Origin of the sequence: Microbacterium sp. (genome assembly GCF_052102115.1) — a bacterium.
Lineage (GTDB): Bacteria > Actinomycetota > Actinomycetes > Actinomycetales > Microbacteriaceae > Microbacterium.
Map to the genome: position 1 here is coordinate 20,746 of NZ_JBQDVP010000006.1, position 22,316 is coordinate 43,061.

General features: G+C 68.2%; 17 protein-coding genes. 15 read left to right on the forward strand and 2 right to left on the reverse strand.

Going from position 1 to position 22,316, the window contains the following annotated elements; translation table 11 throughout:
- The first annotated feature begins 9 nt into the window (after nt 1-9).
- Both ACTICP_RS03455 and ACTICP_RS03460 read left to right on the forward strand, forming a co-directional pair.
- Nucleotides 10-1,764 carry a proline--tRNA ligase gene (locus ACTICP_RS03455; protein ID WP_441889531.1) on the forward strand — a complete coding sequence of 585 codons (1,755 nt, stop codon included), beginning with the start codon at nt 10-12 and terminating at the stop codon, nt 1,762-1,764.
- Nucleotides 1,765-1,766: 2 nt separating this feature from the next.
- Entirely contained in the window at nt 1,767-2,798 is a 1,032-nt protein-coding gene (locus tag ACTICP_RS03460; protein WP_441889533.1) for a TIGR00730 family Rossman fold protein, read from the forward strand.
- A gap of 44 nt (nt 2,799-2,842) precedes the next feature.
- Here ACTICP_RS03460 and ACTICP_RS03465 read toward each other — a convergent pair whose 3' ends face one another.
- A complete protein-coding gene (locus ACTICP_RS03465) occupies nt 2,843-5,386 on the reverse strand; it encodes a LamG-like jellyroll fold domain-containing protein (protein ID WP_441889535.1) in 2,544 nt (847 codons plus the stop codon).
- A 156-nt stretch (nt 5,387-5,542) separates the two neighbouring features.
- On the opposite strand from ACTICP_RS03465, the gene ACTICP_RS03470 reads away from it, so the two are divergent.
- From ACTICP_RS03470 to ACTICP_RS03500, 7 genes are all read left to right on the forward strand, one after another.
- Nucleotides 5,543-6,778, forward strand: coding sequence for an ATP-binding protein (locus ACTICP_RS03470; RefSeq protein WP_441889537.1), 1,236 nt, complete (start codon nt 5,543-5,545; stop codon nt 6,776-6,778).
- Complete coding sequence (locus tag ACTICP_RS03475) at nt 6,775-8,031, forward strand: tetratricopeptide repeat protein (protein ID WP_441889539.1); 1,257 nt, start codon at nt 6,775-6,777, stop codon at nt 8,029-8,031. The genes ACTICP_RS03470 and ACTICP_RS03475 overlap by 4 nt, the downstream gene beginning before the upstream one ends.
- 83 nt (nt 8,032-8,114) lie before the next feature.
- Entirely contained in the window at nt 8,115-9,101 is a 987-nt protein-coding gene (gene nusA, locus ACTICP_RS03480) for a transcription termination factor NusA (protein ID WP_441889541.1), read from the forward strand.
- Between the two features lie 41 nt (nt 9,102-9,142).
- The gene (locus ACTICP_RS03485) at nt 9,143-9,415 is read left to right on the forward strand and encodes a YlxR family protein (RefSeq protein WP_441889543.1); all 273 of its coding nucleotides are present in this window, start codon (nt 9,143-9,145) and stop codon (nt 9,413-9,415) included.
- A 94-nt stretch (nt 9,416-9,509) separates the two neighbouring features.
- Nucleotides 9,510-12,212: a translation initiation factor IF-2 gene (infB, locus tag ACTICP_RS03490; RefSeq protein WP_441889545.1), complete on the forward strand. Its 2,703-nt coding sequence runs from the start codon at nt 9,510-9,512 to the stop codon at nt 12,210-12,212.
- A 59-nt stretch (nt 12,213-12,271) separates the two neighbouring features.
- Nucleotides 12,272-12,709 (forward strand): 30S ribosome-binding factor RbfA, encoded by a 438-nt coding sequence (gene rbfA, locus ACTICP_RS03495; RefSeq protein WP_441889547.1) that lies wholly within the window; start codon nt 12,272-12,274, stop codon nt 12,707-12,709.
- A gap of 85 nt (nt 12,710-12,794) precedes the next feature.
- Nucleotides 12,795-15,050, forward strand: a complete 2,256-nt coding sequence (locus tag ACTICP_RS03500; protein ID WP_441889549.1) for a LuxR C-terminal-related transcriptional regulator — start codon at nt 12,795-12,797, stop codon at nt 15,048-15,050.
- Nucleotides 15,051-15,070: 20 nt separating this feature from the next.
- On the opposite strand, the gene ACTICP_RS03505 is transcribed toward ACTICP_RS03500, so the two are convergent.
- Complete coding sequence (locus ACTICP_RS03505) at nt 15,071-15,970, reverse strand: A/G-specific adenine glycosylase (protein ID WP_441889551.1); 900 nt, start codon at nt 15,968-15,970, stop codon at nt 15,071-15,073.
- A 64-nt stretch (nt 15,971-16,034) separates the two neighbouring features.
- Here ACTICP_RS03505 and truB point away from each other — a divergent pair, with 64 nt between their 5' ends.
- The 6 genes from truB to ACTICP_RS03535 all read left to right on the forward strand — a co-directional run bounded on the left by truB (nt 16,035) and on the right by ACTICP_RS03535 (nt 22,264).
- Complete coding sequence (gene truB, locus ACTICP_RS03510; protein ID WP_441889553.1) at nt 16,035-16,928, forward strand: tRNA pseudouridine(55) synthase TruB; 894 nt, start codon at nt 16,035-16,037, stop codon at nt 16,926-16,928.
- Nucleotides 16,925-17,293: a hypothetical protein gene (locus ACTICP_RS03515; protein ID WP_441889555.1), complete on the forward strand. Its 369-nt coding sequence runs from the start codon at nt 16,925-16,927 to the stop codon at nt 17,291-17,293. Before truB ends, ACTICP_RS03515 begins: the two co-directional genes overlap by 4 nt.
- Before the next feature lie 50 nt (nt 17,294-17,343).
- Nucleotides 17,344-17,790: a hypothetical protein gene (locus ACTICP_RS03520; protein ID WP_441889557.1), complete on the forward strand. Its 447-nt coding sequence runs from the start codon at nt 17,344-17,346 to the stop codon at nt 17,788-17,790.
- Nucleotides 17,787-18,743, forward strand: a complete 957-nt coding sequence (locus tag ACTICP_RS03525) for a bifunctional riboflavin kinase/FAD synthetase (RefSeq protein ID WP_441889559.1) — start codon at nt 17,787-17,789, stop codon at nt 18,741-18,743. The genes ACTICP_RS03520 and ACTICP_RS03525 overlap by 4 nt, the downstream gene beginning before the upstream one ends.
- A gap of 149 nt (nt 18,744-18,892) precedes the next feature.
- A complete protein-coding gene (locus tag ACTICP_RS03530; protein ID WP_441889560.1) occupies nt 18,893-21,028 on the forward strand; it encodes a DEAD/DEAH box helicase in 2,136 nt (711 codons plus the stop codon).
- Between the two features lie 207 nt (nt 21,029-21,235).
- Nucleotides 21,236-22,264: a 6-phosphofructokinase gene (locus ACTICP_RS03535; RefSeq protein WP_441889562.1), complete on the forward strand. Its 1,029-nt coding sequence runs from the start codon at nt 21,236-21,238 to the stop codon at nt 22,262-22,264.
- Nucleotides 22,265-22,316 lie beyond the last annotated feature (52 nt).

Genomic DNA, 22,316 nt, shown 5'->3' on the forward strand with positions numbered 1-22,316 from the left:
ACTTGACGCGTGGTCACACGTCTCTCGAAATTCTTCCTCCGCACGCTCCGCGAAGACCCGGCAGGTGCCGAGGTTGCCAGTCATAAGCTGCTGATCCGCGCGGGCTACATCCGGCCGCAGGCTGCTGGCATCTTCGCCTGGCTGCCGCTCGGGCTGAAGGTGAAGGCGAAGATCGAGACGATCATCCGTGAAGAGATGGGGGCCGCTGGCGCGCAGGAGGTCCACTTCCCGGCCCTCATGCCGCGCGAGCCCTACGAGGCGAGCGGCCGCTGGGACGAGTACGGCGACCTGCTGTTCCGCCTGCAGGACCGCAAGGGCGGCGACTACCTGCTCGCACCGACGCACGAAGAGGCTTTCACTCTGCTCGTGAAGGACCTGTACTCGTCGTACAAAGATCTGCCGCTGACGATCTTCCAGATCCAGGACAAGTACCGCGACGAGGCGCGCCCGCGCGCGGGGCTCCTGCGCGGCCGCGAGTTCACGATGAAGGACGCGTACTCCTTCGATGCGTCCGACGCCGGGCTGGATGACAGCTACATGGCCCAGCGGTATGCCTACGAGCGGATCTTCCAGCGTCTGGGTCTCGAGTACGCGATCGTGCAGGCGGATGCCGGTGCCATGGGCGGATCGCGCTCCGAGGAGTTCCTTCACCCGACCACCGTCGGGGAAGACACGTTCGTGCGCAGCGAGGGCGGCTACGCCGCCAATGTCGAGGCGTTCACGACCGCTGTTCCGGATGCCGTGCCCTTCGACGACGCCCCCGCGGCCACTGTCTTCGACTCGCCCGACACCCCCACCATCGAGACCCTCGTCGCGCACTCGAACGCCGTGCTCGACCGTGAGGTCACCCCCGCCGACACCCTGAAGAACGTCGTGCTGGCGCTCGTGCACCCCGACGAGACCCGCGAGCTCGTCGTCGTCGGCATCCCCGGCGACCGCGAGGTCGACGACAAGCGCGCAGAGGTGGCCTTCGCCCCCGCAGAGGTCACCACCGCCACGCCGGAGGACTTCGCGGCCAACCCGCTGCTGGTCAAGGGGTACATCGGCCCCTGGTCACAGACCGGTGCCGTGCTCGGTGAGGAGTCTGCGACCGGCCTCCGCTACCTCGTCGACCCCCGGGTTTCCGAGGGCACCTCGTGGATCACCGGCGCCAACATCGACCAGAAGCACGCGCACTCGGTCATCGCCGGGCGCGACTTCACCGCCGACGGCATCGTCGAGATCGCAAACGTCCGCGACGGCGACCCCGCGCCCGACGGCTCGGGCCCGGTGTCGCTGGCGCGCGGCATGGAGATCGGCCACGTCTTCCAGCTCGGCCGCAAGTACGCCGAAGCGCTTGGACTCAAGGTACTCAACGAGAATGGCAAGCTCGTCACGGTGACCATGGGGTCGTACGGCATCGGTGTCACCCGCATCCTGGCGATCATCGCCGAGCTGAACAACGACGACAAGGGCCTCATCTGGCCGGCATCCGTGTCGCCCTTCGACGTGCACGTCGTCGCGGCGGGTCGCGACCAGGTGGCCTTCGACGTCGCAGAGCAGGCCTCGGCCGACCTCGAGGCCGCCGGTCTCGACGTGCTCTACGACGACCGCCCGAAGGTGTCACCCGGCGTGAAGTTCGGCGACGCCGAGCTCGTCGGCATCCCGCGCGTGCTCGTCGTTGGCCGCGGGGCCGCCGACGGCCAGGTCGAGCTGTGGGACCGTCGCACGGGGGAGCGCGACGCCCTCTCGCTCGCCGATGCGATCGAGAGGCTGACGCGCTGATCATGACGGATGCGCAGCACGCCGAGCTCAAAGCCGCGATCGATCAGATCGTGGCGGAGTCCGGCGTCACCGCCAACCGCTCGCTGATCCGCAAGATCCTGAGCACCGGCATCCATCTCGGCGAAGACGACACGAGCCGGCTGAATCTGAAGATCGCCTCAGCCGCTCTCGCCGAGATGCGCGACGCCTTCCGACTCTTCCAGCCCTATGCCGATGTGCCGAAGGTGACGGTGTTCGGCTCGGCGCGCACGCAGCAGGACGACCCGCTCTACGACCAGGCGCGCTCCGTCGCCGAGGTGCTCGCCCAGCGCGGGTGGATGGTCGTAACGGGCGCTGGTCCGGGAATCATGCAGGCTGCCGCCGAGGGAGCAGGCGAGAAGATGGCGCTCGGCGTCTCGATCCGGCTGCCGTTCGAAGAGAAGCCGAACGCGGTCGTCGCGAAGGACACGCAGTCCGTCGAGATGAAGTACTTCTTCACCCGCAAGCTCATGCTCGTGAAGGAATCGACCGGATTCATCTGTCTGCCCGGTGGCTTCGGCACGCTCGACGAGATGTTCGAGCTGCTCACCCTGCAGCAGACCGGCAAAGCCGAGCCGATGCCGATCGTGCTGCTCGACGAGCCCGGCGGCACCTTCTGGGCGGGGCTCGAGCGATTCGTCGTCGAGAGCCTCATCCCTGCGGGCGTGATCTCGCCGCACGACTTCGACCGCGTGCTCGTCACGGATTCGGCAGAAGAGGCGGTCGCCGAGGTCACCGGGTTCTGGCGCAACTACGACTCGCTGCGCTGGATCGACGACCTGCTGGTCCTGCGGCTGAAGAATCGCCCGACGGATGCCGAGGTCGAACGCCTCAACGAGGAGTTCGCCCCGATCATCGCCGAGGGCCGTATCGAGCTCGTGGACGCGCACGCCGTCGAAGTATCCGACAACGATGTGGTCGACCTGCCGCGGCTCGCCCTGCACCTGCGGCAGCGCGAGGTCGGCGGGCTGTACCGACTGATCGACGCGATCAACGCCCTCGACTCCGCACGCTGAACGCGGGGTGCCGAAACCCGTCGGCTTCCGCACCCCGCGGGGTTTCAGCGGCGGCGCACCAGCGAGCGCACGGTGAGCGCGCTTCCGCCCACCAGCAGCGCACCGGCGATGGCCACCAGCATCAGCCACACGGACTGATCGAGACCGGTCGTCGCCAGATCTCCGTCCGGACTGGAGGCTTCGCCCCCGCTCCCGGCTCCGGGCGCTCCGTCGTCGGCGTCATCACCCGGGTCGCCGTTTCCGCCGCCGTCCCCGTCCCCGTCTCCGGGAGGCTGGGTGCTGTCCTCGGCGACACGGAAAGCGACGGGCAGACTCGCCCCGGTGCGCGCTCCGAGAGCCTGCACGATTTCGCCCTCCTGGGTTCCTGCCGTGAGTCCGCTCATGCTGAGCGTCCAGGTGCCGTCAGCCTCCACTGTGCCCGCTGCTGGCGCCGCGGCGGCAGCGACCGCCTGTGTGGAAGAGGGAGCGAACCGGATGTCCGCGCCGGGGAAACCCGTGCCGCTGAACGTGGCCGTCTCGGTGCCCGCGGGCAGCGTCTCCTCGGGGGACGCGGTGATCTGCAGCGCACTGATGTCGGCGCGCTGGGTCAGCCATTCGTCCGGAGTCGTCGCACGATCGATGATGCGCGTCTCGCCGATGCAGCCGTGCCAACCGTTGCGGGCGGCGTCGTCGCTCCAGTCCGAGCCGAGGATCCAGGGCATGCCCTCGTTCCAGGTCATGCCGGCCGTGTCCGTCGCGTTGCGCAGTACGGGCGCCCCGTCGACGTACATCGTCGTCGTGCTCGAAGCCGGGTCGTTCACGACGGCGACATGCGACCAGCTGTCGGTCATGATCTCGCCGGACCAGTTCACACGATCGCCCTTCGCAGCGTCGGCCGAGAGACTGGTGAACTGGAACTCGCGCAGGTTCGAGATGCCCAGTGCCGTCGGGGACGCGGTGTAGTCCCACTGGCTCGGCGGCATGTCGGTCCAGGAGCGGTTGCCGGTGCGCACGATCGCCTTCGACCAGCCGTTCTGATCCGCGGTCCAGTCGGCGTCCATCTTGATGAACGTCTCGATCGTGTACCCCTCGTTCAGATCGACATCGTTCACAGCGGCATCAGCGGACGTCGTCAGGTAGCTGAACCGGCTCGCCGACGCATTGTCGAAACAGACCGCGGCAGAATCCGCGGAGAACCCATGGACGTCGGTGCTCTCGATCGTGACGTCCGACCACTCGGCGTCCTCGGCATTCGTGAGAGCCGGGTCGACTCTGCGCAGATCGTTGCCGCCAACGACATCCGGAACGACGACATCGGCGTCGACGACACCATCCAGACCGTTGAACCGCCAGTGAGCGACCGTCCCCTCGGCCTCGATGTAGTCGCGTTCATCGCCCGGGTGCTCGGTGCTGATGGGCTCGGGGCCTTCGAAGCCGTCGAGCAGAATCTCACGCGCCGTCTGTGTGAGCGACGGCTCGTCCGCTGTCGCACCCTCACCGAAGCCCGGTGCGAACCCGCTGAAGCGCTCGGAGAAGTCGATGTCCACCGTGTACTGCTGGTGTGTGCCCTCCAGGAAGGGCTGGTCATAGCTGGTCAGCGTCTCCTGAGGCTTCGATACGACCCAGGGCGAGGCGGTCTGCGCGCTGATCCGGCCGTTCGTGAGATCGAACTCGAGCAGCCCGAGGTGGCCGTTTCCGCCCTCATAGGCCATCTGATAGTCGATGAGCACTTCGTGGACCTCGTGCCCGGCGTCGTTGATCTTGGTGAGCCGCGATGCACCGTGGAAATGCCCGTTGAAGGTCAGGAAGATCTGATCGTTGGGCGCGATCAGACGGTCCCACAGACGCAGTCCGTACTCGGTCTCTCTGGGGGTCTCGGCGTCGGCCTCGACGTTCAGCACCTCATGGCTGGAGAGGATCACCGGCAGAGTCGGATGCTCGGCAATCACCTGGTTGGCCCAGTCCAGCGTCGCGTCGGAGGCGCGCCAGGCGAGCGAGATCACCATGAACTCCTGTCCCTCGGCCTCGAAGACGTAGTAGCGGTTCAGCCCTGTGGGGTCGCTTCCGCCGTAGGTCTCGCTCTGCGCTGCCCGGTCTGTGCCGAACCAGGCGAGGAACGGCTCGCTGGCCAGGTCGTAGTCGATGTCGTACACATCGTCGCTGCTGTCCAGGACGTCATGGTTGCCGGTGAGGATCGAGTACGGCGCCCCCGCATCCTCGAGATTGCGCATTGCGCTGTCCGCAGCCTGCCACTCCGCTTCGACGCCGGCACGGTCGACGACGTCGCCGACGTGCACGGTGAAGGGGATGTCGAGGGCCTCGGCGTTGTCAGCTATCCACTGGGTCTGGGTCGCGAACGGGTCGGTGCCGTAGCGGGGCATGAACTGGTCGGCGGAGTACCGCGAATAGAACTGGGTGTCCGGCAGGACAGCCAGCGTGAATCGCGACGCCAGATCGGGATCGACGGCGCTCGCGGGGGTGACGCCTGCCGTGGCGGGCGCGACGGCAGCGCCCAGCATTCCGGCGGTGAGCCCCGCTGCGACCGCGAAGGCGGAACAGCGGGCGAGGAGCTTGCGGCTCCGGCGGGCAGAGGACAGGGGAGGGTGCACGGATGCTTTCCTTCGGTTATCGGGGGGATGTCGAGCCGCGATCAGACGGTGCGGACGGGACGGTATACGGCGACGATCCCGGCACCGGGTGACCGTGCGGTTGCCGAGGGATGACCGTGCGGTTGCCGTTGCCGACCATGTGGAAGACTGATCCGGATGCCTGACGAGAACTTCATCGATGTGATCGCCGTTGCGGTCGCCGCAGATCCGGACAACCTCGCCCTGCGCGAGGACTACATCGCACTTCTGCTGTCGGAGGATCCGACGCGCGCGGCCGAGGAAGTCGAGGAATTCGCCGCCCGCGGTGGTGATGCGCAGAAAGTGCGACTGCTGAAGGCGCGCACAATGGCGGCACGCCTGCGCGGACCCGCGAGCGCGCCCACCGAGAGCGCCTTACCGGCCGCGCCTCCGCCGATCAAGCCCGCCTCGGCCCCCGGTATCCACGAGGACGAGGACGAGCACGAGGACGAGGACGAGCACGGGGGCGAGCGGCATCCGTCCGAGGCGTCGGCGGTGCGAGCGGAGCGCCCGCGTGTGACGCTCGCTGACGTCGCCGGGCTCGCCGATGTCAAACAGCACCTCGATCAGACGTTCCTCGCTCCGCTGCGCAACCCCGAAATGGCCGCCGCCTTCGGACAGACCCCGGGTGGATCGCTGCTGATGTACGGGCCTCCCGGCTGCGGCAAGACCTTCATCGCCCGTGCGATCGCGGGGGATCTGGGGGCGAGCTTCATCCACGTCACGCTCGCCGATCTGCTCAGCCAGTGGCTCGGTGAGAGCGAGCGTGCGATCCAGAGCGTGTTCCGAGACGCGCGTGCCAGTTCGCCGTGCGTGATCTTCTTCGACGAGTTCGATGCCATCGGCGGGCGCCGCTCATCCGGCGGCGGGTCCCAGGCCATGCGCACGATCCTCACCCAGCTGCTCGAAGAGCTCGACGGGGTGCGCAGCGCTAACGAGGGCGTCTACTTCCTCGCGGCCACGAACCGTCCGTGGGACATCGACGCGGCGCTGCGCCGTCCGGGGCGCATCGACAAGACCGTGCTGGTGCTGCCGCCGGATGCTGTGGCGCGCGCCGCGATGATCCAGCAGGCGCTCGAAGGCAAACCGGCCGGTGACGTCGATGCCGTCGAACTCGCCGCGGCGACAGTCGGTTTCTCCGGTGCCGACCTCAGCCACATGACCACCACGGCGCTGCAGCAGGCGATGAGCGAGTCGATGAGCGCAGGCACCGTCGTTCCGGTGACCACCGAGCAGTTGGTGCGGATCGCGCAGGGCATCACGCCGTCGACGAACAGCTGGTTCGATCAGGTGGCACCGGTACTCGAGTACGGCGTCGACGACGGCACCTTCGATCAGCTGCGGGCGTATCGGGTTGCGCGGGGCATGCGATGAGCGACGAGCTGACCTACACCGACCGCGACCGCACGCTCGCCTGGGATCTGTACGACGCGCAGCCGACGAACCCGAAGATCGAAGAGCTCGCATACCGGGTGCTCGCCGACGAGCCGTGGCGCACCGGCATGGTGATCCTGCTCGCCGACCACTACGCCGCCCGGCGCCGTGTCGATGAGGCGCGGCAGAAGTATGAAGAGGTGCTGGGGCGACGCGATCAGTTCTTCGCGAACGCCGCGGCGGGATTGCGCGACCTCGAACTCGGGGCGCGCAACCACGCGCGGGGGCTCGAGCTGGCGATCACGGCCGTCGAAGAGGACTCGGAGCTGTGGTTCAACCACATGCAGCTCGGCAACGCCATGGCTGCCTGCGGCGACTTCGAAGCGGGCTGGGATCTCATGGACGACGCTGTCGCCATGTGCGGGCGCACGATGCCGGACATGCTGGGCGCCGCGCTCGCGGCACAGGTCACGCGCCTCGCCGAGGGCTTCGCACCGCCGGAGCGTCAGATTCCGGTCGCACGCGCAGCGATCGAGGCCGACCCGGCAAACGTCTGGGCGGCCGAGATGCTCGGGTGGTCGTATCTTCTGCAGTACCGCTTCGACGATGCCGAAGAGCTGGCACGGCGGCTGCTGCGTGAGGACCCGCAGAACGAGCTGATGCATACATTGCTCTCATTGGCGAACAAGTTCCGCAGGGTCATCGACGAGAACGACGTGCCCGCGGAGAAGATGCGCGCAGCGGGGTTCGTGGAATCGGCGTGGCGGCACCAGCTCGACATGGAGCGGGGACTCGACCTGGAATCCGCCCTCGACGCGCTCGACGCGGTACTGCCGGATGCTGTGCAGGCGACGCTCCGCGGGGCCGCTGACCCGGACGAGACCGCGAACCTGACCCGCCCGCTTCGCACTCTCGCACGTTGGCATGACGGGCAGGAGCCCGGCACTGGTGCGGTGTGGGGGCTCGCGGAGCCGTTCCGGCTGATGACGGCCGCTGAGCTCGACGAGCTCGATGCCGCCATCGACGCCGACGCTGCAGCTTTTCCGGAGTGGCCCGAGGACGAGATGTGGGATCAGGTCCTGACCGACGACGACGGCGCCTATCTTGCTATCGTCGCGTTCGGCCGGCTCGTGCGGCGCTCGCGCGACCGGGACGACGTCGTGATCGCCGACAGCCTCGCCGACTGGGTGTGGGATCGCGTCGCCGCGTTCGGCGGACACGATCCGCGACCGAAGCGCCCCGCGCTCGGCTGACAGCTCCCGCGCGAACCAGGTATCCTAGTACGGATGCCGGGCGTGCACGATGCCGCGGCGAAGAGCTGAATATGGAGACCGTCATGGAGATCGAACTGGGGCTGTTGCGCGGAATCGAGAAGGAGAAGGCGATTCCCTTCGACGAACTCGTCGCCATCATCGAGCAGGCCATCCTGACCGCTTACGGCAAGCACGTCTCGCCCGAGGGCACGGCCCCCGAAGGGGTTCGCGTGGAGCTCGATCGCAAGAGCGGGCACGTCGCCGTCCTCCAGCCCGTCACCGATGACGAGGGCGCCGTGATCGGCGAAGAGGAGACCACCCCCGATGACTTCGGGCGCATCGCCGCCTTCGCAGCCAAGCAGGTCATCAGCCAGCGTTTGCGCGATATCGCCGACGACGCTGTGCTGGGAGAATTCCGCGGCAAGGAGGGCGACATCGTCGCCGGTGTCATCCAGCAGGGTCCGAACCCGCGGATGATCCACGTCGACCTCGGCACCGTCGAGGCGATCCTGCCGCCCGAGGAGCAGGTTCCCGGCGAGGAGTACACCCACGGATCGCGCCTCCGCGTGTACGTGACCAGCGTCGCCAAGGGGCTGAAGGGACCGCAGATCACCGTCTCGCGCACCCACCCGGGCCTGGTGCGCAAGCTGTTCGGTCTGGAGGTCCCCGAGATCGCCGCCGGACTCGTCGAGATCGTCTCGCTCGCCCGCGAGGCGGGGCACCGCACCAAGATCGCCGTGAAGGCGAATGACCCGTCGATCAACGCCAAGGGCTCCTGCATCGGAGAGCTCGGACGGCGCGTCCGCGCCGTCACCGAGGAACTCGCGGGGGAGAAGATCGACATCGTCGACCACGATGCGGATCTGGCCACCTTCGTCGCGCACGCGCTCTCACCCGCCAAGGTCACCAGCTCCTTCGTGCTGGATGCCGGCACCAAGGCAGTGCGCGCCCTCGTTCCCGACTACCAGCTGTCGCTCGCGATCGGCAAGGAAGGGCAGAACGCGCGTCTCGCCGCCAAGCTCACCGGCGCGAAGATCGACATCCAGCCCGACAGCATTCTGGATGAGTGACGGCCGCGACGCGGATTCGTCACCCAGCGGCGCGGTGTAGGATGGAGCCCGTACGAACATGCGTCGGCTGTCGCATGCGTGCTTCCCGATCCGCTCTTCTCAGAGTGGTGGCCGATCACGGCATCCTCGTCTTCGATGAGCGTGCCGTGTTGCCGGGGAGGGGCGCGTGGGTGCATCCGACACGTGAGTGCCTGGACACGGCCATCCGGCGTCAGGCCTTCGCACGAGCACTACGCGTGTCGGCATCCATCGGGTTTTCCGAGGCCGCCGTCTCGCAGACCATCGAACAGCACCTTCCGAAGAACAAAGGCTGAACGGCTATGGAAACAAAGTGAACGGCTCGAGATGAGACCCGTCCGCGACTAGTGGTCTGCCCTGTCTGGGCAGACCGACCCAGACAGGAGAATTGTGGCTGCCAAACCACGCGTACATGAGATCGCCGCCGAACTCGGCGTCGACAGCAAGGTCGCACTCGCGAAGCTCAAAGAGCTCGGCGAGTTCGTGAAGAGCCCGTCCTCGACGGTCGAGCCGCCCGTGGCTCGTAAGCTCCGTGCCGCCATCGAGGCGGACGACGCGATCAAGCCCAAGACCGAAGAGAAGCCCGCCGCGAAGCCGGCTGCGGCGAAGCCCGGCCCGAAGGCGCCGACCCCCGGCCCGAAGCCGGGACCGAAGCCCGCGCCGGAGGAGAAGCCCGCCGCCGAGGCGCCCGCAGCGCCCGAGGGGCCCGCGGACCCCGCTCCGAGCGCCCCTGCGGCCCCGGCCGCGGACTCGGATGCACCGAAGCCCGGCGCTCGGCCCGGCAACAACCCCTTCTCGTCCGCACAGGGCATGGGCCAGCGTCCGGCTGGTCCACGCCCCGGCAACAACCCCTTCGCATCCGCACAGGGCATGGGCCAGCGCCCGACGCCGGGTAACATCCCGCGTCCGCAGGCCCCGCGCCCCGGCGCCCCGCGTCCGGGTGCTCCCCGCCCCGGTTCCCCCCGCCCCGGTGCCCCTCGCGGCGGCCAGGGCGGTCGTCCCGGCGCACCGTTCCAGCAGCGCTCCGGCGGCCCCGGCCGTCCCGGCGGCGGTCCCGGTGGCCCCGGTGGTCCCGGTGCACGTCCCGGCGGCGGCTTCGCCGGTCGTCCCGGTGGCGGCGGTCGTGGTCGCGGTCCCGGCGGCGGAACCGCTGGCGCGTTCGGAAAGGGAGGCGGCAAGTCCAAGCAGCGTAAGTCGCGCAGGGCGAAGCGGCAGGAATTCGAAATGCGGGATGCTCCCGTTGTCGGTGGCATCAATGTCACACGCGGCAACGGTGAGACGATCCGCATGCGTCGCGGCGCATCGATCGCCGACTTCGCGGACAAGATCGAGACTCTGACCGGCTACACCGTGCAGCCGGGAACCCTCGTCACGATCCTCTTCAACCTCGGCGAGATGGCCACGGCCACCGAGTCGCTGGACGAGGCGACCTTCGAGGTGCTCGGCGAGGAGCTCGGCTATAAGATTCAGATGGTCTCGCCCGAGGACGAGGACAAGGAGCTCCTGGAGGGCTTCGGCCTCGATCTCGAGAAGGAACTCGAGGCCGAGAGCGACGACGAGCTCGAGATCCGTCCTCCTGTGGTCACCGTCATGGGTCACGTCGACCACGGTAAGACCCGACTGCTCGACGCGATCCGTCAGACCAACGTCATCGAGGGCGAGGCCGGCGGCATCACCCAGCACATCGGTGCTTACCAGGTGTGGACCGAGCACGAGGAGGTCGAGCGGGCCCTGACCTTCATCGACACCCCCGGTCACGAGGCGTTCACCGCTATGCGTGCCCGTGGTGCAGAGGTCACCGACCTCGCGATCCTCGTGGTCGCCGCCGATGACGGCATCATGCCGCAGACGGTCGAGGCGCTGAACCACGCCCAGGCGGCAGGCGTCCCGATCGTGGTCGCGGTGAACAAGGTCGACAAGCCCGAAGCCAACCCGGCGAAGGTGCGTCAGCAGCTCACCGAGTACGGTCTGGTCGCTGAGGAGTATGGCGGCGACGTCATGTTCGTCGACGTTTCGGCGCGACAGAACACCGGAATCCAGGAGCTCCTGGACGCCGTGCTGCTCGTCGCAGACGCAGGTCTTGACCTCACGGCCAACCCGAACAAGCCCGCTCGCGGCGTCGCCATCGAGGCGAAGCTCGACAAGGGCCGCGGTTCGGTCGCCACCGTGCTCATCCAGTCCGGAACGCTGCGCATCGGCGACTCGATCGTGGCAGGCACAGCCTTCGGCCGTGTCCGCGCCATGCTCGACGAGAACGGCGACGCTGTCGACGAGGCAGCACCGTCCCGTCCGGTCCAGGTTCAGGGTCTGAACTCGGTGCCGCGTGCCGGCGACGTCTTCATCGTCACCGAGGAAGACCGCATGGCGCGTCAGATCGCTGAGAAGCGTGAAGCCGTTCAGCGCAACGCACTGCTGGCCAAGGCCCGCAAGCGCATCTCGCTCGAGGACTTCACCCGTGCTCTCGAAGAGGGCAAGGTCGAGACGCTCAACCTCATCATCAAGGGTGACGTCTCCGGTGCCGTCGAGGCTCTGGAGGAGTCGCTCCTCAAGATCGAGGTCGACGATTCGGTGCAGCTGCGCATCATCCACCGCGGTGTGGGTGCGATCACCGAGTCCGACGTGAACCTGGCGACCATCGATAACGCGATCATCGTCGGCTTCAACGTGCGCCCCGACACCAAGGCTCGCGAGGCCTCGGCACGCGAGGGTGTGGACATCCGGTTCTACTCGGTGATCTACGCGGCGATCGACGAGATCGAGAACTCGCTGAAGGGCATGCTCAAGCCGGAGTTCGAAGAGGTCCAGTCGGGCGTCGCCGAGATCCGCGAGGTGTTCCGTTCGTCGAAGTTCGGCAACATCGCCGGTGTCATCGTCCGTTCGGGAACGATCACCCGAAACGCGAAGGCTCGTGTCATCCGCGACGGCGTCGTGCTGGCCGATGGCCTGGCCATCGAGTCGCTGCGCCGCTTCAAGGACGATGTCACCGAGGTCCGCACGGACTACGAAGCCGGTATCGGCCTCGGAAAGCACAACGACATCCAGGTCGGCGATGAGATCGAGACGACCGAGCTGGTGGAGAAGCCTCGCGGCTGATCCGGTCGAACGTGAGGGGCGCCTGCGGGCGCCCCTCATTCGTCACAGAGGAGAGGGAAATGGCTGGAGAACGACAGGCCCGACTGGCGGATCGCATCCGCGTCATCCTGGCCGAACGGCTGGAGAAGGGACTGCGCGACCCGCGTCTCGGATTCGTGACCATCACCGACGTTCGCGTCTCGGGTGACCTCCAGCACGCCTCTGTCTTCTACACGGTGCTCGGCACCGATGAGGAGCGCGTCTCGAGTGCAGCCGCCCTCACTTCGGCGACCGGGATGCTGCGCAGCGAGGTCGGTCGTCAGCTCAGCACGCGCCTGGTGCCGACGCTGGAGTTCATCCCCGATGCTCTGCCGGAGAACGCCGACAACATCAGTGCTCTGCTGCGCGAGGCGCAGGAGCGCGACGCCGAGGTGGCGAAGATGGCGTCTTCGGCGACGCACGCCGGCGATGCGGATCCGTACATCCGTGCAGATGACGGTGAAGACGAAACGAAGTAGCTGACAGCTCCCGCACCTGCTAGCCTTTCGCCGTCGTCGGCTCGTGGATGACGACGCGTGGCTGGGAAGTGTGGGACGACGTTCGATGAAGACGGCACAGCAGGAGCACCTGCCCGCGCAGCCGACGGCGATCGGCGTCCGCCAACGTGTCCCGACTGTCGTGTCCGAGCTGTTTGCGACCGGTCGTCCGACCGCACCGCACGTCGTCGCGAAACTGCTCCGACGGCTGAACGGCGATGCGCTGACGGTGCACGAGGTGGCCGCCGAGTTGACGGACGCGCAGCGCGCCGGACAGCGGATGCTGCCACGACTGCTCCCGCTCGTGCCCTCGATCTCACGATCCTTCGACAGCCTCGAACTCGACGATGACGATCGCCGGGTGCTGCTCCTGGCAGCCCTCCGCACGGATGACGATCTCGACCTGCTGCTCACCGCATCGCAGCGGACCGCGCGGGCGCTCGCGACCGGACCCCTGGGAACTCATCTGCGGATCTCCAACGGGCATTGTCGGTTTGCCGACGAGCGCATGGCGATCTGGCTGGAGCGCACAGCACCGGCCCCCGACCTGATCAGCGCGCACGCACGCCTGCATCGGGCGCATCGCCAGCACGATGCTGAACAGCACGATGCGGAACTGCGGGGGTCCCGACCGTACCGTGCGTCAGTGAGCGCGGCCTGGCATCTGGCGTGCGGAGCGTTCGAGCGGACGCCCGCTGTCGCCCCGGCCCTCATCGCCGCAGCGCGGGAATTGTCCGACTCCGGCCACACGGATCGCGCCTTCACGGTCGCCGCCGAGGCCGCAGATCACGCCGAGGGGGCTGACCGGGATGAAGCTCGGTTGATCGCGGGGGCGGCCGCCGTCGCGGCGGGCTGCTTCGAAGATGCCGGCGACTGGCTCGGCGGGTTGTTCCCGCACGGTGACGTCGCCGTGCGCAGCCGGGCACTCGCCAGCCTGCTCATCGCAGAGACCTGCGCGCACGGCATGATTCCCGTGATCGACCCGGCAGAGCACCGGCCGCGAACAGCAGACGCGCAGCAGTGGAGGGAATGGGCGAGGACGGCGGGATTGGCGGCAGTGATGTGCGCCGAGCGCGGTGCGCCGACGTCCATGCGGATGTGGCTGGCAGAGCTGCGCGACGCCGATGCGCGAGCCGAGGCCGGCGGAACGATCCGCGAACCGGCTGTCACCCTGTGCTGGATCCTCACCGGGGAGACGGATGACGACGGCGACGATGCCCCCGGGCCGTTCTCCGGCGGTGTCATCGGCGCGCTGCGCGCGGCTGTCGGCGGCGACATCGAACACGGGTTGCTGCTGCTGGCACGTACGTCATCCGCGTACATCAGCGAGACGGACCCGCTGATGACCGGATTCGAACGCAGTCCGCTCATGGGCGCCCATCTTGCTGTCACCGAAGCACTGCTGTACTTCTGGCGCGGCGACATCGGCACGGCGCGAGAGCGGCTTTCGTCGGCATCCGTCGACCTTCCGATCGGTGTACCGTTCGCGGGGCTGGGCACGGTGCTGGCCCGCCGGCTCGACATCAACGCTCTCGGCGGCACGGGGGCGCTGCCGCAGGTCCTGGCGGCCACGCTGCCCCACGGCATCCGGATCGACGCGATCGTCGACCGGGGACTCTCCGCCTACCTCGGCGGAGCGCGGGAGCAGGCCGACGCGGAGCTCGCGCTCTGGCACGACCGGGGAGCGGAGGAGCCGGCGCTGAGCTTGCCGGGCCTCGACGAGGTCGGTCCGATAACCGATCGACGGCGCGTGGAGCCGCCAGAGCAGCGCATGACGCGTGAACTGCTCGTGCGCATCCGACGGCTCCCCGAGGCGAGCTGGCGACGAGAGCACGACGACATCGCAGCAGCGGGGCGCGGACTGCGTTCGTCGTTCTGCCGGGGAAGAGTCGAGGCGCTGCTCGGATCTGCCTGCGTCGTCCACGGCGACGTGCTTGCCGGGCGACGCCACCTGCGCGCCGCGCGGAGCCTGTTCGAAGACGCCGGAACCCCGGCATGGCGAGATACCGTGGACGACCGGATCGCCCGGCTCGGCGCGCACCTGAACGCTCGGAGCCAGGAGCCGACGGCGCCGATCGCCATCATCACCGATGCTGACCCCGTCGAGAACTGCCGCGTCGCCTGGTCGGCGGTGCTCAGGGAACGCGAGCTCGAGGTGGCGATGCGCGTCATCGAAGGGCTGACTAACGGAGAGGTCGCCACCGCGTTGGGTATCTCGGTTCGCACCGTAGAGGTTCATATCGGGCGTGTGATGAGCACCTTCGGCGTCCGAAACCGCGTCGAGCTCACCGCTCTCGCGCACCGGACCGCGCGTCACCTCTGACGCATCAGCGATTCTCGCCGTCAGCGGGGGAGACGGAACGATTCGTCGACAGCCTCGATCAGACCGTCCGCGACCAGCGAATCGATCGCACGATCGCGTTGTGCCGCGTCGGCCCAATCGTGGATCACGGCATCCGCGGGAACGACGGCGTCCGGGCTGTCACGCAGCGCCCGAAGGACGGCCCCGCGAGCCTGCCGATCCGACCCCTCATAGCGGGCCTGCCGGGGCCGGTCATCGCCGGTGTCCGGACGCCCCGCAGCCACCCACGCGCAGGAATCGGCGATCGGGCAACGGTCGCAGCGCGGCGCACGTGAGGTGCACACCACGGCGCCGAGTTCCATGACCGCGGCATTGAACACCGCAGACGCGGCGTCGCCCTCGGGCAGCAGCGCCGCCATTGCTACCAGATCGCGTCGGGCAGCCGGTCCCGGCTGCGACCGGCCATCGAGGGCACGGGCGATCACCCGGCGCGTATTGGTGTCGACGACGGGATGCCGGTCGCCGAAAGCGAACGTGGCGACAGCGCGTGCCGTGTAGTCGCCGATGCCCGCGAGTGCGAGCAGGGCATCGACGTCACGCGGCACTTCGCCGCCGTGCCGTTCGGTGATCTCGACGGCCGCCCGGTGCAGCCAGAGTGCACGTCGCGGATACCCGAGGTTCGCCCACTGCTGCACGACCTCGGCCGGGGTCGCACGCGACATCGCCGTCGGCGTCGGCCAGCGCTCCAGCCACGCGGCCAGGTGCGGTATGACGCGTGTGACGGGTGTCTGCTGCAGCATGAACTCGCTGACCAGCGTGCCCCATGCGCCGAACCGGTCGTGGAACTGCGGGTGGCGCCACGGCAGATCCCGGGCATTGTCGCGGTACCACTGCGACAGTTCCTCGGCGAGACGTGAGGGGGACAGCGAACGGGCAGGCACCTCGTCAGCCTATGCGGAGCGTTCGACGAAGGACGAGCACTGTCCGCGTCGGTAGGCTGGATGAATGGTCGCACCCGGCATCCTCCTCGTCGACAAGCCCGGCGGGCTGACCAGTCACGACGTCGTCGCCCGCACCCGCCGGGCGTTCGGAACACGCAAGGTCGGGCATGCGGGAACGCTCGATCCGATGGCCACCGGGCTGCTCGTTCTCGGTATCGAAGGCGCCACCCGGCTGCTCACCTACGTCGTCGGCGCCGACAAGACCTACCTCGCCACGATTCGTCTGGGCGAGGCGACGACGACGGACGACGCCGAGGGCGAGGTCGTCGCGCGTGCAGAGGCGGAGAAGATGGATGCCGTCACCACCGCGCAGGTCGGAGAAGGCATCGCCGCGCTCACCGGAGACATCACACAGGTGCCGAGTTCGGTTTCAGCCATCAAGGTCGACGGGCGCAGAGCTTACGACCGGGTCCGCGCCGGCGAGGAGGTCGAGCTCTCGGCCCGTGCCGTCACGGTGCCGCGCTTCGAAGTACTGGCCGAACGCCGCACCGCCGACGCCCTCGATCTCGACGTGATCGTGGACTGCTCCTCGGGAACATACGTGCGCGCCCTGGCCCGTGACCTGGGTGCCAGCCTGGGCGTCGGCGGGCATCTCACGGCGCTGCGCCGCACCAGGGTCGGGCCGTTCGACGTTGCGGATGCTGTCGGCATCGACGCGCTCGATGACGCGCAGCCGCTGGGCCCCGGTGCCGCCGCATCGCAGGTGCTGCAGCGGCTCGACGTCACCGCAGAAGAGGCCCGTGACCTGCGCCACGGCAAACGCCTCGTCGACCAGGCCGAGCGTCTCGGGGGAGCGCAGGCCGCGGCGATCGACCCCGACGGCGCGCTCATCGGCATCGTCGAACGCCGCGCACGCGACATCAAGAGCGCCATGAACATGCCCGAGGAGATCCGATGATCCTGTGGTTCACCATCGTGCAGATGGTCGTCGCCGTTGCGGCAGGGCTTTTCGCCGCGATCGTCGGGCTGAGGGGACGGCGTCCGAGTGACTACACCGTGGGTGCGCTCGCCCTGGTCGAACTGCTGCTGATCGTGCAAGTGATCATCGCGATCATCGCTCCGCTCGCGGGAAACCCGCCCACCGGAGATCTGCTGGAGTTCTGGGTCTATCTGATCTCGGCCGTGCTGCTGCCGGTCGGAGGAGTGACCTGGGCGCTCGTGGAGCGCAGTCGGTGGAGCACCGTCATCCTGGGCCTGCTCTCGCTCGCGGTGGCGATCATGCTGTGGCGCATGGAAGTGATCTGGACCGTCCAGGTGGCGTAGCACGTACCGCACATCCGGCACCGGGCTGCGCGCTTAGGATGGAAGACGCTATGACCACCACCGACACTCGCTCTCGGATGACCGGCATCGGCCGCGTTCTCGTCATCGTCTATGCGATCATGGCGCTCGCAGCCACCGGGCGCAGCTTCGTGCAGATCTTCCGCAGATTCGACGAGGCGCCGCTGGCGTACGCGCTCTCTGCGCTCGCCGCCGTCGTGTACATCATCGCCACGCTCGGTCTCGTCTTCGCCGGGCGGCGCGGATGGTATGCCGTCGCCTGGGTGGCCATCGTTTTCGAACTTGCCGGCGTCGTCGTCGTCGGAACGCTGAGCCTCACCGCCCCCGAGCTGTTCCAACACGATTCGGTGTGGTCGGTGTTCGGCCGCGGGTATCTGTTCATTCCGCTCGTGCTGCCGGTGTTCGGCATCTGGTGGTTGCGGACGCACCGGCCCGCGGTTCCGGCCTCCACCGCGCGCCGGCAGGAGGTCGCCGCGTGATCGTCTTCCGCGACCCGAGCGAGATCCCCGCGGAGTTCGGGCGATCGGTCGTCGCGATCGGAAAGTTCGACGGCGTGCACGCCGGTCACCGAGCGGTCATCGAGAGGCTCAAGGCGGATGCCGCGGCATCCGACGCCCGCGCCGTCGCGGTGACCTTCGATCGCAACCCGCTCGCGCTGCTGCGCCCGGAGCTCTGCCCGGTCAACGTCGTCTCCGTCGATCGCAAGCTCGAGCTTCTCGGAGAGCTGGGGATCGACGCCACGCTGGTGCTGACGTTCGACCAGGAGCTCGCATCGCGCTCGGCGGAGGACTTCGTCGAGGACATCCTCGTCGGAGCCCTGCGTGTGTCGACCGTGCTCGTGGGGCGCGACTTCCGATTCGGCCACCGCGGCGCCGGCACTCCCGACCTGCTGCGCGAGCTGGGGCCGCGCTACGACTTCACCGTCGACGTCGTCGACGACGTGTTCATCGACGGCTCCGACCGGCGCGTGTCGTCGAGCTGGATCCGTGAGCTGCTCGCCGAGGGCGACGTCGCCACGGCTGCACAGGTGCTCGGTCGCCCTGTCGACGTGCGCGGCGAGGTCGTGCACGGGCACAAGCGCGGCCGCGAGCTCGGATTCCCCACGGCGAACCTCTCCGAGACCACCGACGCGTTCGTACCTGCCGACGGCATATACGCCGGATGGCTCGATGACCACGACACCGGCATCCGCCACCCGGCCGCTGTATCGGTCGGCACCAACCCGACGTTCGACGACGTGCTCGTCCGGCAAGTCGAGGCCCACGTGCTCGACGAGGTCGGGCTCGATCTGTACGGACACGACGTGACGGTCGAGTTCGCGCAGCGCCTGCGCGGCATGGTCGCGTTCGAGGGCATGGACGCGCTGCGAACCCAGATGTCGGCGGATGTCGAGGCCACGCGCGCGATTCTCGCCGCCGATGCTCTAGGATGAGAGTGGTTCTCGACGTTGCAGGTGTGGATTTCACGCATCGCTGAGCGCGAGAACGAACTCCGCACGGTCATGGCTTACACCACACGCGGACGATACGTACGGCACGGTTCGCCTCTGATGGTGCACCGGCACTCACGCTCAGGAGGAGCATGCCGACTACGGCAGCAGCCGCGACGCGGCGCAGAAAGACATCCCGTCGTGATGACGAGGCCCCGCTGATCCCGATCCTCGCGCGCAAGGTGCGCGAGATCGAGGCGAAGGCGCAGCGCGGCAAGCTCGGCCCCACGAATCGGGTGAAGTTCCAGGTCATCGCATTCCTGGTGCGCGAAGAGCGCGCTCGGGTGAAGGCCGATGACTCCTTCGCCGACTCCGCGCGCGCCGAGCTGCTCAAGCGCCTCGACGGCGTCGCCACGATCCTGGCGAAGACGGCCGCACGAGACACCTCGCTGATCCAACTGCTCGAGGCCGACCAGGCGACCAGCCCGGTCGCCCAGCGCATGCGCCGCGACTGGCTGCTCGAATCCGGTGCGGAGCTCGCGCCGGAAGAGCTCATCATCACCGATGTGGCCCCCGTGCAGGCGCCCGTCGTGCCGGCGGCTCTCGCCGAGCGACAGGTGACGCCGCCCGCTGTCGAATCGCGTCAGCTCGCGAATCCCTTCCTCGCGCCCGATCTCACGCCGCGGACGACCACCACCCCGCGCCGTCGCCTGGACGGCTGGGAGCTCATGGGGCCGCTGTACAAGGCGTTCGAGACCGGCGCCGGTGGTTCCTCCGCCTCGATGCCGCTCCCACCGGTCCCCGAGTACGACCACATCTCGCCCAAGGGGCTCGAGGTGATGGTGCACCAGTCGCGCTTCCTCGAATCGGTGCGTGCGGGCCACCGCAGCTTCCTGCTCGCGGACGAGCCGGGCCTGGGCAAGACCGCGCAGTCGGTGCTCGCAGCATCCATCGCCGATGCGTACCCGCTGCTGGTCGTCGTCCCCAACGTCGTGAAGATGAACTGGGCGCGCGAGGTCGAGCGGTGGACGCCGCAGCGTCGCGCGACCGTCATCCAGGGCGACGGCATCGACATCGACGCCTTCGCCGACGTGTTCATCGTGAACTACGAGATCCTCGACCGGCACCTGTCGTGGCTCGGGTCGATCGGCCTGCAGGGCATGGTCGTCGACGAGGCGCACTTCATCAAGAACCTCGGCTCGCAGCGTTCGCAGAACGTGCTGGCGCTGGCATCGCGCATCCGCGAGCGCATGCGCGACCCGCTGATGATGGCGCTGACCGGCACGCCGCTGATCAATGACGTCGAGGACTTCGACGCGATCTGGCGCTTCCTCGGCTGGACGACGGGAGACAAGCCCGGCACCGAGCTCATGCAGAAGCTGGATGCCACGGGCCTCACACCCGCCGAGAAGGCGTTCTACGGCGAGGCGCGCGACGCGGTGATCTCGATGGGCATCGTCCGACGCAAGAAGAAGGACGTCGCCGCCGACCTGCCCGACAAGCTGATCGCCGATCTGCCGGTGCAGCTGGACGACGAGTTCGGCCGCGGCATCCGTCAGGCCGAGCGCGAGCTGGGGGAGCGGCTGGCCGCGAAGTACCGCCGCATCATCGCAGCACGCGGAGACCGCGGACTCGCCGAGGGCGAGATCGATGAGGACATCGTGCGGCTGGTCGCCACCGGCGAGCTCGAAGAGTCGCGCGCGGCCGGCACCGGCGGAGACAACGTCTTCACGATGGTGCGCAAGATCGGTCAGGCCAAGGCCCTGCTCGCCGCCGACTACGCAGCGCAGCTGCAGCGCTCGGTGGGCAAGGTGGTCTTCTTCGCCAAGCACATCGACGTCATGGATCAGGCTGAGGCGCACTTCGCGGCATCCGGCATCCGCTACGTGTCGATCCGCGGTGATCAGACCACGCCCACGCGCCAACAGGCGATCGACGACTTCAACGGCGACGAGAGCGTCGGCGTCGCGGTGTGCTCGCTGACCGCGGCCGGCGTCGGCCTCAACCTGCAGGCGGCGTCGAACGTCGTGCTCGCCGAGCTCAGCTGGACCGCGGCAGAGCAGACTCAGGCGATCGACCGCGTGCACCGCATCGGTCAGGACGAGCCGGTCACGGCGTGGCGCATCATCGCCGCGCACACGCTCGACACGAAGATCGCCGAACTCATCGACCAGAAGCAGGGGCTCGCGGCGCGCGCACTCGACGGTGAGGCCGTCGAAGAGACAGCGAGCGAGACCGTGCAGCTCGGCGCCCTGATGCATCTGCTGCGTGAGGCGCTCGGCGCGTGAATCGGGCTTAAGAATTCCGGTTCTTTCGGGTGTTTCCGGGCCGATTTTGGCTGCTCACGGCAAGATCGATCATCACGGCCGATGAGCCCGGCAAGATCGGCGGTTCTCGCGCCCTCCGGAATGGCATCCGACGGTCGCGGCCACTAGGGTCGAGAGCAGGCAGCGTCGCCCGTTCCCCCAGCTCTCGAAACGTCTGAAGGCACCAGCATGAAGATCGGCATCCTCACCAGCGGCGGCGACTGCCCCGGCCTCAACGCGGTGATCCGCGGCGTCGTGCTCAAGGGCACCACGTCGTACGACCTCGAGTTCGTCGGCATCCGCGATGGCTGGCGAGGCGTCGTCGAGGGTGACTTCATGCCGCTCACCCGTCACGAGGTCAAGGGCCTGTCGAAGATCGGTGGGACGATCCTCGGCACGAGCCGCACGAACCCGTACGAGGGCGAGCGCGGCGGTGCGGAGAACATCGCCAAGACGCTGTACGGGCACAAGATCGACGGCATCATCGCGATCGGTGGCGAGGGCACTCTCGCCGCAGCCGATCGACTGGCGAAGGACGGCCTGAACGTCCTCGGCGTGCCGAAGACGATCGACAACGACCTGCGCGCCACGGACTACTCCTTCGGCTTCGACACCGCCGTCAACATCGCCACCGACGCGATGGACCGCCTGCGCACCACCGGCGACTCGCATCAGCGGTGCATGGTCGCCGAGGTCATGGGGCGGCACGTCGGATGGATCGCGCTGCACGCCGGGATGGCGGCCGGAGCGCACGTCATCTGCATTCCCGAGGTGCCGATGTCGATCGACGAGATCGCGTCACAGGTCGCCAGCGCTCACGAACGCGGCCGTGCACCGCTCGTCGTCGTGTCGGAGGGATTCACCCTCGAGAACATGGACGAGGCATACAGCGACAAGGGACTCGACGCCTTCAACCGCCCGCGCCTGGGAGGCATCGGCGATCAGCTCGCGCCCGAGATCGAGCGCATCACGGGCATCGAGACGCGAGCGACGATCCTCGGCCACATTCAGCGCGGCGGTTCGCCCTCGGCGTTCGACCGTGTGCTGGCCACGCGGCTCGGCCTGCATGCCGCAGACGCCATTGTTGAAGGCGCCTGGGGGCAGATGGTCGCCATGAAGGGCACCGACATCGTGCGCGTCGAGTTCGAAGAGGCCCTCGGCGAGCTCAACACCGTGCCCCGCTACCGCTACGACGAGGCTGCCGCGCTCTTCGGCTGACCCGCCCGGTTTGTCTGGGCCGGCCCGGCCTGCCTCGGGCCCGCTCTGCCCA

Excerpts from the sequence above, each read along its gene's own strand:
- truB (WP_441889553.1), top strand. The coding sequence starts at position 16,035 with ATGGTCGCACCCGGCATCCTCCTCGTCGACAAGCCCGGCGGGCTGACC.
- nusA (WP_441889541.1), top strand. The coding sequence starts at position 8,115 with ATGGAGATCGAACTGGGGCTGTTGCGCGGAATCGAGAAGGAGAAGGCG.
- ACTICP_RS03520 (WP_441889557.1), top strand. The coding sequence starts at position 17,344 with ATGACCACCACCGACACTCGCTCTCGGATGACCGGCATCGGCCGCGTT.
- ACTICP_RS03515 (WP_441889555.1), top strand. The coding sequence starts at position 16,925 with ATGATCCTGTGGTTCACCATCGTGCAGATGGTCGTCGCCGTTGCGGCA.
- ACTICP_RS03530 (WP_441889560.1), top strand. The coding sequence starts at position 18,893 with ATGCCGACTACGGCAGCAGCCGCGACGCGGCGCAGAAAGACATCCCGT.
- ACTICP_RS03470 (WP_441889537.1), top strand. The coding sequence starts at position 5,543 with ATGCCTGACGAGAACTTCATCGATGTGATCGCCGTTGCGGTCGCCGCA.
- ACTICP_RS03500 (WP_441889549.1), top strand. The coding sequence starts at position 12,795 with ATGAAGACGGCACAGCAGGAGCACCTGCCCGCGCAGCCGACGGCGATC.
- ACTICP_RS03535 (WP_441889562.1), top strand. The coding sequence starts at position 21,236 with ATGAAGATCGGCATCCTCACCAGCGGCGGCGACTGCCCCGGCCTCAAC.
- ACTICP_RS03460 (WP_441889533.1), top strand. The coding sequence starts at position 1,767 with ATGACGGATGCGCAGCACGCCGAGCTCAAAGCCGCGATCGATCAGATC.
- ACTICP_RS03485 (WP_441889543.1), top strand. The coding sequence starts at position 9,143 with ATGGAGCCCGTACGAACATGCGTCGGCTGTCGCATGCGTGCTTCCCGA.
- rbfA (WP_441889547.1), top strand. The coding sequence starts at position 12,272 with ATGGCTGGAGAACGACAGGCCCGACTGGCGGATCGCATCCGCGTCATC.
- ACTICP_RS03475 (WP_441889539.1), top strand. The coding sequence starts at position 6,775 with ATGAGCGACGAGCTGACCTACACCGACCGCGACCGCACGCTCGCCTGG.